Origin of the sequence: Actinomadura viridis (genome assembly GCF_015751755.1) — a bacterium.
Taxonomy (GTDB): domain Bacteria; phylum Actinomycetota; class Actinomycetes; order Streptosporangiales; family Streptosporangiaceae; genus Spirillospora; species Spirillospora viridis.
The window spans coordinates 4,676,675-4,690,540 of sequence record NZ_JADOUA010000001.1; the positions used below are offsets into that span (position 1 = coordinate 4,676,675).

Here is a 13,866-nt window from a genome sequence, read left to right on the forward strand (position 1 = left end):
CTAAAGATTTGACACCGAAATTTCAGCCCGCTAAAAATCTGCCATGGACAGCTCAAGCCTCGGAGGTCCGGACCTGGCCGCACTGGGGCCTGTGGAGAAGTGGCCCGTCCCCCGCCTGTTCGTCGCCGCCGCGCGCCTGTCGGGCCCGGTCATGTGGCGCCTGGTGGAGCGGAACGGCATCAGCCCGGCGGGGTTCTTCCTCCTGCGCGCCCTGCTGCTCGAGGACGGCCTGCGCGCCGGGGAACTGGCCAAGCGGCTGCTCATCGCGCCGGCCACCGTCACCTCGGTCGTCGACACCCTCGAACGCAACGGCCACGTCGAACGGCGCCGCGACCCCGCCGACCGGCGGGCCGTGGTGGTGCACCTCACCGACTCCGGCAGGCGGCTGATCCGCGCCGAGGGCCAGACCGTCTCCGGTGACCTCTGCGACGTCTTCGACGTCGTCGACGAGGCCGACGAGCCGGCCGTCCGCAGGTTCCTGCTGAGCCTGCTCGAACGCTGCCACGCCTTGAACGCCGACGATCCGGACGCCCCCGGCCACCCGGGCACCCCCGGCTGCGCCCCGCGCCCTTCCTGACGTCCCTCTCGAAAGGACAGACGAGTGCCATCACCACCGGAGGCCACGACGGCCTCCGAAGACACCGCGGCCCCGGCCGCCGCCGGCGGCGACCGGATCGCCGTCCGCGCCGCCGGCCTGCACAAGACCTACTCCGGCTCCCGCGGAGAGGTACGGGCCGTCCAGGGAGTCGACCTGGAGGTCCCCCGCGGGGAGTTCTTCGGCCTGCTCGGCCCCAACGGCGCCGGGAAGTCGACCACGATCGGCATGCTCACCACGCTGGTGGTGCCCACCTCCGGCCGGGCCGAGGTGTGCGGCCTGGACGTCACCCGGCGGCCGGTGGAGGTCAAGCGCCGCATCGGCATGGTGTCGCAGAACAACACCCTCGACAACGACCTCGACGCGTTCGAGAACCTGGAGTTCCGGGGCCGCTACTTCGGCATGAGCGCCAAGGACGCCCGCCGCCGGGCCGACGAGCTGCTGGAGCTGTTCGGGCTGACCGACCGCCGCCGCGGCAACCCCTTCGAGCTGTCGGGCGGCCAGGCCAAGCGCCTGATGATCTGCCGGGCCCTGGTGCACCGCCCCGAGGTGCTGTTCCTGGACGAGCCCACCGCCGGGCTCGACCCGCAGACCCGGGTGAACCTCTGGGAGGTGCTGCGCGGGCTGCAGGCCGAGGGGCAGACCATCGTCCTCACCACCCACTACATGGAGGAGGCCGAGGCGCTCTGCGACCGGGTCGCCGTCGTGGACCACGGAAAGGTCCTGGCCAGCGGCACCGTGGACGGCCTCAAGCGTTCGGCCGGCGCCGACACCGTGATCACCGTGGGCTACGACGGGCCGCCGCCCGCGGGGATCTCCGCGCTGCGCGACCGGGACGGCGTCGGCAAGGTCGAGATCACCGACGAGCAGGTCCGGGTCTTCACCCGCCGGCCGGAGGGCGTGCTCGGCGAGCTGGTGGCCGCCGGCACCGCCGCCGGGGTCGGCGTCACCGACGCCACCCAGCTGCGGCCCAGCCTGGAGACCGTGTTCCTCACCCTGACCGGACGGGAGTACCGCGAATGAGCAGCGAGCAGGCCGCGATCGGGCAGGCCCCGGCGGTGCCGGCCCCGCCGGTGATGCGCCCGGCCATGACCCGCACCTTCCTCGCGATGATGGCCCGCGAGGTACGGGTGATCAGGCGCAACTTCGTCTCCACGTTCCTGCGGGTGCTGGTCCAGCCGCTGATGTTCGTGTTCGTGTTCGCCTACGTGCTGCCGAAGATCGGCAGCGGCGGGCCGATGAGCGGGGAGGACGGGAGCTTCACCACCATCCTGGTGCCGGGGCTGGTCGCCTCGTCGCTGCTGATGCAGGCGGTGATGGCGGCGGTCATGCCGCTGATGATGGAGCTGTCCTGGCAGCGCTCCATCAGCGACCGGGCGCTGGCCCCGCTGCCCATCCCGATGCTGGCGATCCAGAAGATCACCGCGGCCGGGCTGCAGGGCCTGCTCGGCGGGCTGCTGGTCTTCCCCGCGGTGCTGTTCATCCACGCCGACGGTCAGGCGCCTCGCATCCACGTGAGCAGCTGGGCGATCCTGGTCATGACGCTGGTGGCCGGCTCGCTGCTGGCCGCCGCGGGCGGTCTCCTGCTCGGTACGCTGATCGACCCGCAGAAGACCCAGATGCTGTTCGCGCTGGTGCTGCTGCCGCTCACCATGCTCGGCTGCGTCTACTACCCGTGGGCGGCCCTGGGCGATGTCCGCTGGCTGCAGATCGTGAGCCTGTTCAACCCGCTGGTGTACCTCAGCGAGGGACTGCGCGCCGCGCTGACCCCCGAGGTCGAGCACATGCCCACCTGGGCCTTCTCCCTGGCCCTGCTCGGCGGGACCGCCGTGCTGACCTGGCTCGCGACCCGGACGTTCACCCGGCGCGTGCTGACCTGACCGGCCGGCCCCGGACACGCGGAAGCGGCCCCCGCCAGGGGGCCGCTTCCGGTGCCGTCATCGGAACGGGCGCGTCAGCCGCCGCGGAGCACGGCTCCGGTGCGCTCGGCCGCCGAGGCGACCGCGGCGTCCCGGGCCGTCCCCGCCTCCTCGGCGGTCAGGGTACGGTCGGGCGCGCGGAACCGCAGGCTGTAGGCCAGGGACTTGCGCCCCTCGCCCACCTGCTCGCCGGTGTAGACGTCGAACAGCCGGACCGACTCCAGCAGGGTTCCCGCGCCCTCCCGCAGCGCGCCCTCCACGTCGGCGGCGGGCACGGACGCGTCCACCACCAGCGCGACGTCCTGCGTGGCGAACGGGTAGGACGACACGTGCGGAGCCTTCACCACGCCGGGGTCGCCGAGCCGGGTCAGCTCCAGCTCCATGGCACAGGTACGCGGCGGCAGCCCGTACGCCTTGATCACCCGCGGGTGCAGCTCACCGGCGTGGCCCACCAGGGTGTCCCCCAGGTACAGCGCCGCGCAGCGGCCCGGGTGCCAGGGCTCGTGCCGGTCGGCCCTGACCGTGAGCGCGGCCCCCGCCTCGCCGGCGACCGTACGCGCGGCCTCGACCGCGTCGGCCCAGCTGGCCGGGCGGCCCGCGCCCCACCAGCCGGACGGCTCGCGCTCGCCGGCCAGCACGACCGCCACCCGCTGCGGCTGGTCGGGCAGCGCGGCCTCCAGCGAGGCCAGCTCCTCCTCCGTCGGGCGGCGGTCGACCGGGAGCCTCGGCGCCCCGGCCGGGGCGTCCGCCCGGGGCCGGAAGACCAGCCCCAGCTCGTACAGGCCCACGTCGCCGAAGCCCCGCCCCACGTTGCGGGCCAGCGCCTTCAGCAGGCCCGGCAGCAGGGTGGTGCGCAGCAGCGGGTCGTCCTCCGACAGCGGGTTGGCCAGCCGCAGCGCCCTGCGCCGCGGGTCACCGGCCGGAAGCTGCAGGGCGTCCCAGTCCTTCTCGGACACGAACGGGAAGCTCAGCACCTCCACGTATCCGGCGCCGGCCAGCGCGCGGCCCACCCGGCGCCGCAGCCGCTGCCGCGGCGTGAGCCCCCCGCCGGCGACCGGGCGGGGCGCGCGCGCAGGGATGTTCTCGTAGCCCTCCAGCCGGATGACCTCTTCGGCGAGGTCGTTGGGGTCGGTGAGGTCGGGCCGCCAGGACGGCGGGGTCACGGTGAGCTCGTCCTCACCGGCGACCGCGCAGCCGACCTGCTCCAGCCGCCGGACCACGGCGTCGCGGCCGTAGGCGACGCCCGCGACGCGGTCGGGGTGGCCGGCCGCCATCGTGACGGTGACCGGCGCGGCCGGCGCCTGGACGTGGGTGACGCCGGGCACGACCTCGGCGCCGCCCAGCTCGGCCAGCATCAGCGCCGCGCGGTGGGAGGCCTGCAACGGAAGCTCGCGGTCGACGCCGCGCTCGAACCGGTACGACGCCTCGCTGTGCAGCCGGTGGCGGCGCACCATCCGGGCGACGCCGATGTCGTCGAAGTGCGCCGCCTCCAGGACCATGTCGGTGGACGCGTCGTCGATCTCGGTGGCCAGCCCGCCCATGGTCCCCGCCAGCGAGATCGGCCCGGACCCGTCGGTGATGAGGATGTCCTCGGGGTGCAGCTCCCGCCGGACGTGGTCGAGGGTCTCCAGCCGCTCCCCCGGCGCGGCGCGGCGCACCACGATCGGGCCCGTGAGCTTGCCGCGGTCGAAGGCGTGCAGCGGCTGGCCCAGCTCCAGCATCACGTAGTTGGTGACGTCCACGGCCAGCGACACCGGGCGCATCCCGGCGCGGTGCAGCCGCACCCGCATCCACATCGGGGTCGGCGCCGCCGGGTCGAACCCGCGCACCTCGCGCAGCACGAACCGGTCGCAGGCCGACGGGTCGGCGATGCTCGCCGGGTACACCTCGCCGGCCGTGCCGTCGGTGGCGGGCAGCCCGGCCGCGGCCGGGTCGGTGAACTCCACGTCGTAGGCGAGGGCGGCCTCGCGGGCCACGCCCCGGATCGACAGCGCGTAGCCCCGGTCGGGCGTGACGGCGATGTCGAGCACGTCGTCGCGCAGCCCCAGCAGCTCCATCGCGTCGGTCCCGGCCGGCTCGTCGCCGGGCAGCACCAGGATGCCGTCGTGGTCGTCGCCGATCCCCAGCTCCCGGACCGAGCAGATCATGCCCTCGGAGACCCTGCCGTAGGTCTTCCGGGCGCCGATCTTGAACCCGCCGGGCAGCTCGCCGCCGGGCAGGATCACCACGACCCGGTCGCCCACGGCGAAGTTGGTGGCGCCGCAGATGATGTTCTGCGGCTCGCCGGTGCCGTTGGCCCGGCCGACGTCGACCTGGCAGTAGCGGATCGGCTTCTTGAAGCCGGTGAGCTCCTCGATCGCCAGCACCCGGCCGACCACCAGCGGCCCGGTGACGTCGGCGCCGGCCTGCTCGACCGTCTCCACCTCCAGGCCGGCCTCGATCAGCCGGGCGGCCAGATCACGGCCGGTGACGCCGGCGGGGAGCGCCACGTACTCCCGCAGCCAGCTGAGCGGGACCCGCATCAGATCTCCATCCCGAACGGAAGGGTGAAGCGCACATCACCCTCCACCATGTCGTGCATGTCCTCCACGCCGTGCCGGAACATCAGCGAACGCTCCACGCCCAGGCCGAACGCCCACCCGCTGTAGCGGTCGGGGTCGATCCCACAGGCCACCAGCACGCGCGGGTTGACCATGCCGCACCCGCCCAGCTCGATCCAGCCCTCCGAGCCGCACGTGCGGCACGGGGGCACGCCGGGCTCCACCGACGTGCCGCGGCACACGAAGCACTGCATGTCGACCTCGGCCGACGGCTCGGTGAACGGGAAGTAGGAGGGGCGGAAGCGGGTCTTCAGCCCGGCGCCGAACATGCCGTCGACGAACGCGTCGATGCTGCCGCGCAGGTCGGCCATGCTCAGGCCCTCGTCCACCGCGAGCCCTTCGAGCTGGTGGAACACCGGGCTGTGCGTGGCGTCCAGCTCGTCGGTGCGGTAGGTGCGGCCGGGGCAGACCACGTACACCGGAAGGGGCCGCGACAGCAGCGAGCGCACCTGCACCGGCGAGGTGTGCGTGCGCATCACCACGTCGGTCTCCTCCGCCTCGACGAAGAAGGTGTCCTGCATGGTGCGCGCGGGGTGGTCGGGCTTGAAGTTCAGCGCGTCGAAGTTGAACCAGCCGGCCTCGACCTCGGGGCCCTCGGCGACCTCGAAGCCCATGGAGACGAAGACGTCGGCCATCCGCTCCTGCAGGGTGGTCAGCGGGTGCCGGGCGCCCCGCGGGGCGCGCCGCCAGGGCAGGGTGACGTCGACGGTCTCCTCGACCAGCACGCGCTGGTCGCGCTCCTCCTCCAGCTCGGCCTGGCGGGCCTTGAGGGCCTGCCCCACGGCGCCGCGGGCGGCGCCGATGCGCTTGCCCGCGTCGGCGCGGGCCGCCGGCGGCAGCGCGCCGATCTCCCGGTTGGCCAGGGCGAGGGGGGAACGGTCGCCGGCGTGCGCCAGGCGGACCTGTTTGAGGTCGTCGAGATCGGCCGCCGCGGCGATGGCCGCGAGGGCCTCGTCGCGGGCCCGGTCCAGCTCTTCGGGCTGCAACGCGGACACCTCGACAGGGTCATAGGACTTGTTGGGTGCAGACATGGTGGTGTGAGAACTCCGGTCGGCGTGGAACGCCCGCAGTCTAGTGGGCGGACGGGAAGGATCCGGAAACGACGGGCCCGGCCGCGGGGCGGCGCGGGCCCCCGCGGCGGCGCCGGCCGCCCGGTCGGACGCTGGCGGCGGACGCGGGGTCGATGCCGGTGCCGCCGGGGCGCCGTGGGCGCCGCGGAGGCGGTGGTGCCTGGGTGCGGCCCGCGCGGACGCTCGTGGGACGGGGTGCGCGCCTCGGTCAGGAGGCGTAGTCCGGAGCGCCGGCGGGCAACGTAAATCGGAACTCGGCGCCGCCGCCGGGCGCGCGCCGCACGGTGATGGTGCCGCCGTGCGCCTCGACGAGGCCCTTCACGATGTAGAGGCCGAGGCCGGTGCCGCCGCGGCGGTTGCCGCCGGGGCCGCGCCAGAACTGCCGGAACACGCGTGAGACGGCCTCGGGCGGGATGCCCTGACCCTCGTCGCGCACCGACACGGTGGCCCCCTCCTTATGCGCGTCCGGCTCCACCACGATGGTGACAGTGCCGGCGCCGTGGCGCACCGCGTTTTCCACCAGGTTGCCGAGGATTTGATCGATCTTGTCCGGGTCGAGCCACATCTCGGGAAGATCGCCGTGCTCCTCGAACCGGAACCGGTCCCCGGGCTCGCCCGCCGCGATCCGCCCCGCGATCACCTTGCGGGTCGCCTCGGCCAGGTCCACCACCTGGCGGCGCATCTCCAGCCGGCCCGACTCGATCCGGGAGACGTCCAGCAGCTCGGTGATGAGCCGGGTCACCCGGTCGGCGTCGGCGTTGACCGTCTCCAGCATGACCCGCTTCTGGTCGTCGTTGAAGCGGTGCCACTTGGCCAGCAGCGTCGCGGTGAAGCCCTTGACGCTGGTCAGCGGGGAACGCAGCTCGTGCGCGACGGTGGAGACCAGATCGGCCCGGTCGCGCTCCTGGCGGGCCCGGTGCGCCGCGTCGCGCAGGCACACGGTGAAGCGCCGGACCCGGCCCCGCTCGTCACGCCGGTACGCGGCGGTCACCAGCAGCTCGCACCCGCCGGGAAGGAACAGCGAGCGCTCCGGATGCCGGGTGCGGGTGGCCAGCCCGTCGTAGGGGGCCAGGCACTTCCACCAGTCGCGGCCCTCGGCGTCGTACAGCGGCAGCACGTCGCGGAAGTCACGGCCGATCGCGAGGTCGGCGGGGATCTTGGTCATCCGTGCGGCGGCGGCGTTGAACGCGATGACGCGGGCGTCACCGTCCGCCACCAGCAGCCCGTCGGGCAGATCGTCGGTCATGTCCTCTTGTACGCAGCGGGACGTGCTCTCTGCCGAGGGCACGCGGGGAGGCGCGTGCGGGGAGTCGTCTCCGCCCACAACGGCCTCCAGACACGGTAGAACGCGGCCTGTCGAGAAGAGACTCTATCCGGAGACGGCCGCCTTACGGGACCCGCGGAACTCCTTGCGGCAAGGCTTTTGTGGCCTCACGGTGCAAGTTCGGCCCGAGATCGGGACAGCACGGCTAGGCGTGCGGGGCGGCCGTGGACGGCGCGGCGGGCTTGGACCGGCCGGAGGACGTCCGCGGGGAGGTCCGGGCGGCCTTGGAGGTCTTGGAAGCCTTGGAGGCCTTGGGAGCCTTCGACGTGGCCGGCCTGGCGCCCTTGGACGGCTTGGCGGGCTTGGCGGGCGCCCGTCCCGCCAGCGCGTCCTCCACGTTCTCGTACAGCGGGAAGAGCCGGTGCAGGCCGGTGATGCGCAGCAGCCGGCGCTGGGCGGGCCGCACCCCCACGAGGCGGATCCGGCCGCCCCGCTCGGCGACCCGGTTGTGCGCGGCGACCAGGGCCCCCAGCCCGGCCGCGTCGCAGAACGGCACCGCGGTGAAGTCCAGCACCACCACCAGGTGGCCGGCGGCGTGCAGGGCGGCCAGGCGGTCCCGCAGGGTGTCGGCGGTCTGCACGTCGATCTCGCCGCGGACCGCGGCCAGCGCCGTCCCGCCCTCCTCCCGCAGGACGTCGATCTCCAGGACGGACGCGGCGGCGCCCTCCCCGGCGCGCCGGTCCGCGAGATCGCCGGCCGGGCGCGCGGCGCCCGCACGGCAGCGCAGGTCCGGCCCCCGCCGGGACTGGCGCCGGGCCGTCCTGCCATCGTCGGTCATCATGTCGCCCCCACTTCGCAACGGCCTCAGTGCCGTTCTCGCACAACCGTAGGCATCGGGTGAGACAGCCGGATCCGTCGCCGGGCTGGTATCACGCTCCTCCTCAGGAACGAGTCCGCCCGGCGGACGGGATCCGAACATCCGCTCGATACGCGTTCATCTTCGCGGGTCAGCGCCCTGAACATGCCGCCTGAAGCGGCCGTTTGCGGCCACCGGAACGGGAATGCGTCCGGTCGGCGGCGGCAGGGCGTGAAACCGCAGGTGATCATGGCTTGCCCGGACCGCGGACGCCGCCCGGGCCGGGCGGACCGGCCCCGGGCCGGGTCAGGCCCGCCGGGCGCGGGCCGAGGCGTACAGGCAGACGGCCGCGGCGGTGGCCAGGTTGAGGCTTTCGGCGCGCCCGTAGATCGGCACGCGGATCACGTCGTCGACGTGGCGCAGGATCTCCTCAGGCAGGCCCCACGCCTCGTTGCCGAAGACCCAGGCCGTGGGGCTCGCCAGGAGCCCGTCGTCGATGGCCTCGTCGAGGGTGCGCTTGCCGGCGCCGTCCGCCGCCAGGACCGTCAGCCCGGCCTGCTTCAACTCGGCGATGAGCGTGTCGAAGCGCGGCCCGACGACGACGGGCAGATGGAACAGGCTGCCCGCCGAGGCCCGCACGCACTTGCCGTTGTAGGGATCGACCGAGGCGTCGGTGAAGACGACGGTCTCCGACCCGGCCGCGTCCGCGGTGCGCAGCACCGTGCCCGCGTTGCCCGGGTCGCGTACGTGCGCCAGGACCGTCACCAGGCGCGGCGCCTTCTCCAGCGCCGCGCTCAGGGGAACGTCGACGAACTCGCAGACCGCCAGCAGCCCCTGGGGGGTGACGGTCTGGGCCAGCTCGGCCATGATCTCCCCGCTCACCCGCAGCACGGGGACCCCGGCCCGCTCGGCGGCCGTCACCAGGTCGGGGTGCCGGGCCTCGGCCTCCGCCGTGGTGAACAGCTCGGCCAGGCCCCCGGGGATCTCCAGTGCCTCCCGTACCGCCTGGGGCCCCTCGGCGAGGAAGCGGCGCTCGCGGCGCCGGAAGGCGCGTTTGGCGAGCCGCCGAGCCGCCTTCACCCGGGGTGATCGGACAGAGGTCAGCTCGCGGCCCGCCATGGCGCGGTGATCGCCCGTCCGCCGGTCAGGCGGCCTGGCTGCCCTCGGCGGGCAGCGCGGCCTTGGCGACCTTCACCAGGGCGGCGAAGGCGGGGGCGTCGTTCACGGCCAGCTCGGCCAGCATGCGCCGGTCGACCTCGACCTCGGCGGCCTTGAGGCCCTGGATGAACCGGTTGTAGGTGATCCCGTTGGCGCGGGCCGCGGCGTTGATCCGCTGGATCCACAGCCGGCGGAACTGCCCCTTGCGGTCCTTGCGGTCCCGGAAGGCGTAGGTCATCGAGTGGAGCTGCTGCTCCTTGGCCTTGCGGTACAGGCGCGACCGCTGGCCGCGGTAGCCGCTCGACCGCTCCAGGACGACCCGACGCTTCTTGGCGGCGTTGACCGCCCGCTTCACGCGTGCCACGTGTTGAACTCCTTCGTGGGGGCCGGGGCCTCCGGGCCTCGGCCGGTCGTACGGGTTGCTGGGTCGCCGGCTACTTGCGCAGCAGCTTCTTGATGTTCTTGGCGTCGGCCGGGGTCACCACGGCCGGGCCGTCCAGGCGGCGGGTCCGCTTGGTCGGCTTGTGCTCGAGCAGGTGGTTGCGGTTGGCGCGGCGGCGCATCACCTTGCCGGAGCCGGTCAGCTTGAAGCGCTTCTTGGCACCGCTGTGGGTCTTGGTCTTCGGCATGGTCGCCGTCGTCTCCCTCACTGTCCCTGGCCTCCGCTGCGGGCACGGAGGCGTGCCTGATCGGACGCGCCGCGCACGGCGGGCGCGTCTGGTCAGGCTCAATGTACGTGCGTCACCGACCCCGCGAGTGCAGGGCCGGGCCGGGGCGGTCGCGTACGGCCGCCCCGTTCGCCCGGACGGGCCGGGCGGTCTGCCGGAGCCGTCAGCCGGAGCCGGCGTCCTGCTCCGCGCGGGCCGCCGCGCGCTCGGCCTTGGCCTCGGCCTTCTTCTTGTGCGGGCCGATCACCATGATCATATTCCGGCCGTCCTGCTTGGGCAGGGACTCGACGAAACCGAGGTCCTCGACGTCGTCGGCCAGCCGCTGCAGCAGCCGGCGGCCGAGCTCGGGCCGGGACTGCTCCCGGCCGCGGAACATGATCGTCACCTTGACCTTGTCCCCGGCCTTCAGGAACCGCACCACGTGACCCTTCTTGGTCTCGTAGTCGTGCGGGTCGATCTTGGGCCGGAGCTTGATCTCCTTGATGACGGTGTGCGCCTGGTTCTTCCGCGCCTCGCGCGCCTTCATCGCGGACTCGTACTTGAACTTGCCGTAGTCCATGAGCTTGGCGACGGGCGGACGCGCGGTGGGCGCCACCTCGACCAGGTCGAGATCCGACTCGCGCGCGAGTTCAAGGGCCTTGGCGATGGGCACGATGCCCACCTGTTCGCCGTTCGGGCCGACGAGCCGGACCTCGGGCACGCGAATGCGGTCGTTGATACGCGGTTCGGCGCTGATGGGACCTCCTTGGGGCCGTTCTCACGTTCTTTCTCAGTCTTCGGGACCGGTCGTACCCCAGGGCTTCCATGCGAAAAGCCCCGCACGACTCGCATGCGGGGCCACCTTCGGCCGCTTCGGCGTCAGGGACGCCGAAGACGACGACGGTACGGACGTGACGACGTCCATACGCCGGACCGAGACCCACCGGCTTGACGGCCGGTCAGGTGGGAGGTGGCCTCCGCTTGATCGCCCCGGACGGTTAGCCGCATGGATATCCGTCAGGGCCGGTCGGTTGTTCAGCTTATCACTCGCGAGCCCCTTGCGCGGCCACGAGTTCACACGGACGCACGCCCGGAACCTCCTGGAAGGCCCCGCGATGCGCCGCAGGGGTACACGAACCTGTCCAACACCGCGCCCCGGTCGTACATTCCCCCGCCGGGAGCGGGTTGTTACGGTGGTCCCAGCACGGACCGCCAGGGCCGGTAGCACGGAAAGACTCCTCGCTATGACCGCCTTCAGGACCGATGTCCCTGATGTCCCCGATGCTTCCCGATCGGCCTCGCTCGGCGTCGCCGAGCCGCGGCTGGAGTTCGCGCAGAAGGCCTTCATCGTCGACCGGGGCCGCCTGCTCATGGTCCGCAAGGCGGCGTCCGACCCGTACCACCCGGGGCGCTGGGAAGTGCCGGGCGGCCGGCTGGAGGTGGGCGCCGACCTCGACCTCGACGACCACATCCGGCGCGAGGTCTGGGAGGAGGTCGGACTGAAGATCACTCCAGGTCCGCCGTTCCATCTCTGGCAGTGGTTCATGCCGGATGCCGCGGGGCCCGGATGCCGCGCCCGTGACACCCGGGCCCCGCGCGTCCGGGTGGTGGCGGCGGCACGGCTGTGCCACCCGGTGACACGCGAGGTCACCCTGGAGAACCAGACCGCCACCGACCACCTCGCCGATCCCGCCTGGGTCCCGCTGGAGGAGATCGCGGGGTTCGACCTCATCCCGAGCCTGCGCCCGGTCATGCAGGCGTTCCTCCTGACGCGCACCGCACCCTTGGACACCGCGCCGTTGGACACCGCGCCGTTGGACTCCGGGGCGGCGCCGTCACCACCGTTCCCGCCGCTCTCCCCGCCCCCGCCGGACGCCTCGTCGCCCGCCTGACCGTTCGCCCCCCGCCATGGACATCATCGAGACTCCCGCCCGATCGCCCGTGGACTGGCCCGGCCTCGACGGCGTCCCCGAACGCCGGTTCCGCCTCCTGGCGGTCGGGGACGTGCGGATCGAGGTGCGCGCGCTGCTACCCGGCCTGCGCTTCACCGAGCTGACCTCCGACCGGCTGGCCTACGCCCCGGCGCGGGCGCTGGTCGCCGGGACGGCGGTCAACCTGGCCCGCCGGGCGGCCGGCTACTTCCGGGACGTCGGGGTGCTGGCCCGGATCGGCGATGACGACTTCACCCACGTGATCCGGCGGGAGCTGCGGCGGCTGGGGCTGCGCGACCTGCTGCGCGTCGAGCCGGGCATGCCCAACGGGGTCACGATGATGCTCCGGGACGGGTCGGAGACCGGCGGCCGGGGGGTCAGGCTGCTGGTCGCCGAGGAGGACTCGGCCAACCGCCTCCTCTCGGAACGGGACGTGCGCGACGCCGCCGCCGAGATCCGCGGCGCGGACGTGCTGTCCGTCGACGGGTACGCGCTGCTGTCCCCCGTCTCGCGGGCCGCGGTGCTCCGGGCCGCGGAGATCGCACGGCTCTCGGGCACGCTGGTCGCGTTCGACCTCGTCCCGCACGACATCGACGCCCGGCTGCCGGCCTCGGAGGTGATCCCGATGCTGCGGCTGGCCGACGTCGTCATCAGCGAGGCGCCCACGATCGCCCGGCTGCTCGGGCGGCCCGCGACGATGATCGGATCCGCCGAGGTCAGGGGGCTGGTCCCGGCGCTGGACGAGGCGGTTCCGGCACCCGCCAGGCCGTTGTGGCTGCTGCGATTCGGGCCCGGGTCCCTGGAGTACGTGCTCGCCCGCCGACGGGACGGGCTGCTCCTGGAATACCCGACCGGTTACGGGGAGGGCGTCGAGCGGATCGGGTTCGGCGACCGGCTGGCGGCCGGGGAGCTCTTCTGGTGGGCGGCGGCACGCGCATCCCGGTGACCGCCCTCGTCCGGACCGCCCTCCGGATCGCCCCTCAACTCGTCCTCCGCCTCCGCCTCGTCCTCCGCCTCGTCCTGGGCCATCGCCGCGCGCAGCCGCTCCAGCGTGCGCAGGAAGCGGGCCCGACTGGCGGGAAGGCCGAACACTTCCTGCCAGCGCCAGCTCTGCGTCTCGGGATCGTGCGCTGCTCCCTGCTGGGCGCCCAGGGCCTTCTTGGCCGCCCAGCGCAGGTACTGGCTCGGTACGCCTTCCCCTGGGTGGACGGTCACCGCCCCCTCCTCTTCCAGGAGGAGGTAGGAACGGCCCGTACGGAAGTACTCGCGCACGGATTCCCACGTCGCGGCCCTACCGCCGAGCCCGCGTTCCTCCAGGAGGGCGCGCATACCGCCGCCGGAGGAGTGCGGCAGCAGGTGCCAGTGCGCGTGGTCGACGCACGCGCCTCCGCCTTGCGGGGTACCGGGTCCATGTTCGAACATCACCAGATCTTCGCGGCCGTACGCGGCCCGGTAGATCCGCCCGACGCGGTGCCGCCATCGCCAGGCCCTTTCCCACAGCTCCTCCTCGAACGCCCCGGCGCACTGATGGTGCAGTGCCGTCACCAGCAGCACATGCCCGTCGGCCAGGGGGGCGAGGTCCGGCATGAGGAAGAGGCCACCATCGTCCGCCAGTACCGCGGACTCCCCGGGCAGGTCGGCCATCTCGTTGAGGCGGAACCGCAGGGGCGGGCACAGCACGCAGTCCCGTTCCCCCTTCTCGGCCCCTGCCGCCCGCGGCGTCTCCTGGCGCGCCATCCCGTCCTCCATCGGCCGCCGGGTACGGCATCGAACGCGCCCGCGGCGACCTTGACTCGCTGTCCTGACTCCACACGATCGTGAACGTC

Annotated in this window: 14 protein-coding genes; 5 read left to right on the forward strand and 9 right to left on the reverse strand. The window is 73.3% G+C overall.

Features of this window, described 5'->3' with window-relative positions:
- Window positions 1-43 precede the first annotated feature (43 nt).
- From IW256_RS21635 to IW256_RS21645, 3 genes are read left to right on the forward strand one after another with little or no spacing between them, the layout of a single operon-like run.
- A complete protein-coding gene (locus tag IW256_RS21635; RefSeq protein ID WP_197012714.1) occupies window positions 44-577 on the forward strand; it encodes a MarR family winged helix-turn-helix transcriptional regulator in 534 nt (177 codons plus the stop codon).
- A 24-nt stretch (window positions 578-601) separates the two neighbouring features.
- On the forward strand, window positions 602-1,618 hold the full coding sequence (locus IW256_RS21640) for an ABC transporter ATP-binding protein (protein WP_307828991.1): 1,017 nt from the start codon (window positions 602-604) through the stop codon (window positions 1,616-1,618).
- Window positions 1,615-2,475: an ABC transporter permease gene (locus IW256_RS21645; protein ID WP_231403879.1), complete on the forward strand. Its 861-nt coding sequence runs from the start codon at window positions 1,615-1,617 to the stop codon at window positions 2,473-2,475. The genes IW256_RS21640 and IW256_RS21645 overlap by 4 nt, the downstream gene beginning before the upstream one ends.
- A 74-nt stretch (window positions 2,476-2,549) precedes the next feature.
- Here the strand turns inward: IW256_RS21645 and pheT are convergent, their stop codons facing one another.
- The 8 genes from pheT to infC form a co-directional block, all read right to left on the reverse strand.
- On the reverse strand, window positions 2,550-5,036 hold the full coding sequence (gene pheT / locus IW256_RS21650; protein ID WP_197012715.1) for a phenylalanine--tRNA ligase subunit beta: 2,487 nt from the start codon (window positions 5,034-5,036) through the stop codon (window positions 2,550-2,552).
- Complete coding sequence (pheS, locus tag IW256_RS21655; protein ID WP_197012716.1) at window positions 5,036-6,145, reverse strand: phenylalanine--tRNA ligase subunit alpha; 1,110 nt, start codon at window positions 6,143-6,145, stop codon at window positions 5,036-5,038. The genes pheT and pheS overlap by 1 nt, the downstream gene beginning before the upstream one ends.
- Window positions 6,146-6,392: 247 nt before the next feature.
- Entirely contained in the window at window positions 6,393-7,430 is a 1,038-nt protein-coding gene (locus IW256_RS21660; protein ID WP_197012717.1) for a sensor histidine kinase, read from the reverse strand.
- Window positions 7,431-7,653: 223 nt separating this feature from the next.
- Window positions 7,654-8,289, reverse strand: coding sequence for an STAS domain-containing protein (locus tag IW256_RS21665; protein WP_231403880.1), 636 nt, complete (start codon window positions 8,287-8,289; stop codon window positions 7,654-7,656).
- A gap of 321 nt (window positions 8,290-8,610) precedes the next feature.
- Window positions 8,611-9,423, reverse strand: a complete 813-nt coding sequence (locus IW256_RS21670; protein ID WP_197012718.1) for a TrmH family RNA methyltransferase — start codon at window positions 9,421-9,423, stop codon at window positions 8,611-8,613.
- Between the two features lie 25 nt (window positions 9,424-9,448).
- Window positions 9,449-9,826 (reverse strand): 50S ribosomal protein L20, encoded by a 378-nt coding sequence (gene rplT, locus IW256_RS21675; RefSeq protein ID WP_197012719.1) that lies wholly within the window; start codon window positions 9,824-9,826, stop codon window positions 9,449-9,451.
- 70 nt (window positions 9,827-9,896) lie between these two features.
- Window positions 9,897-10,091 (reverse strand): 50S ribosomal protein L35, encoded by a 195-nt coding sequence (gene rpmI, locus IW256_RS21680; RefSeq protein WP_197012720.1) that lies wholly within the window; start codon window positions 10,089-10,091, stop codon window positions 9,897-9,899.
- Between the two features lie 202 nt (window positions 10,092-10,293).
- On the reverse strand, window positions 10,294-10,866 hold the full coding sequence (gene infC / locus IW256_RS21685; protein ID WP_197016463.1) for a translation initiation factor IF-3: 573 nt from the start codon (window positions 10,864-10,866) through the stop codon (window positions 10,294-10,296).
- A gap of 487 nt (window positions 10,867-11,353) precedes the next feature.
- Between infC and IW256_RS21690 the strand changes: the two genes are divergently transcribed.
- Together IW256_RS21690 and IW256_RS21695 are read left to right on the forward strand one after the other, a co-directional pair.
- On the forward strand, window positions 11,354-12,001 hold the full coding sequence (locus tag IW256_RS21690; RefSeq protein ID WP_197012721.1) for an NUDIX domain-containing protein: 648 nt from the start codon (window positions 11,354-11,356) through the stop codon (window positions 11,999-12,001).
- A 16-nt stretch (window positions 12,002-12,017) separates the two neighbouring features.
- A complete protein-coding gene (locus IW256_RS21695) occupies window positions 12,018-12,986 on the forward strand; it encodes a PfkB family carbohydrate kinase (protein ID WP_197012722.1) in 969 nt (322 codons plus the stop codon).
- Here IW256_RS21695 and IW256_RS21700 read toward each other — a convergent pair.
- The gene (locus IW256_RS21700) at window positions 12,896-13,777 is read right to left on the reverse strand and encodes an HIT family protein (protein ID WP_197012723.1); all 882 of its coding nucleotides are present in this window, start codon (window positions 13,775-13,777) and stop codon (window positions 12,896-12,898) included. The two genes, IW256_RS21695 and IW256_RS21700, sit on opposite strands and share 91 nt — an antisense overlap.
- Window positions 13,778-13,866: the final 89 nt, after the last annotated feature.

Coding starts and splice junctions, on each gene's coding strand:
- IW256_RS21635 (WP_197012714.1), top strand. CDS start 44: ATGGACAGCTCAAGCCTCGGAGGTCCGGACCTGGCCGCACTGGGGCCT.
- IW256_RS21645 (WP_231403879.1), top strand. CDS start 1,615: ATGAGCAGCGAGCAGGCCGCGATCGGGCAGGCCCCGGCGGTGCCGGCC.
- pheT (WP_197012715.1), bottom strand. CDS start 5,036: ATGCGGGTCCCGCTCAGCTGGCTGCGGGAGTACGTGGCGCTCCCCGCC.
- pheS (WP_197012716.1), bottom strand. CDS start 6,145: ATGTCTGCACCCAACAAGTCCTATGACCCTGTCGAGGTGTCCGCGTTG.
- IW256_RS21660 (WP_197012717.1), bottom strand. CDS start 7,430: ATGACCGACGATCTGCCCGACGGGCTGCTGGTGGCGGACGGTGACGCC.
- IW256_RS21665 (WP_231403880.1), bottom strand. CDS start 8,289: ATGATGACCGACGATGGCAGGACGGCCCGGCGCCAGTCCCGGCGGGGG.
- IW256_RS21670 (WP_197012718.1), bottom strand. CDS start 9,423: ATGGCGGGCCGCGAGCTGACCTCTGTCCGATCACCCCGGGTGAAGGCG.
- rpmI (WP_197012720.1), bottom strand. CDS start 10,091: ATGCCGAAGACCAAGACCCACAGCGGTGCCAAGAAGCGCTTCAAGCTG.
- IW256_RS21690 (WP_197012721.1), top strand. CDS start 11,354: ATGACCGCCTTCAGGACCGATGTCCCTGATGTCCCCGATGCTTCCCGA.
- IW256_RS21695 (WP_197012722.1), top strand. CDS start 12,018: ATGGACATCATCGAGACTCCCGCCCGATCGCCCGTGGACTGGCCCGGC.
- IW256_RS21700 (WP_197012723.1), bottom strand. CDS start 13,777: ATGGCGCGCCAGGAGACGCCGCGGGCGGCAGGGGCCGAGAAGGGGGAA.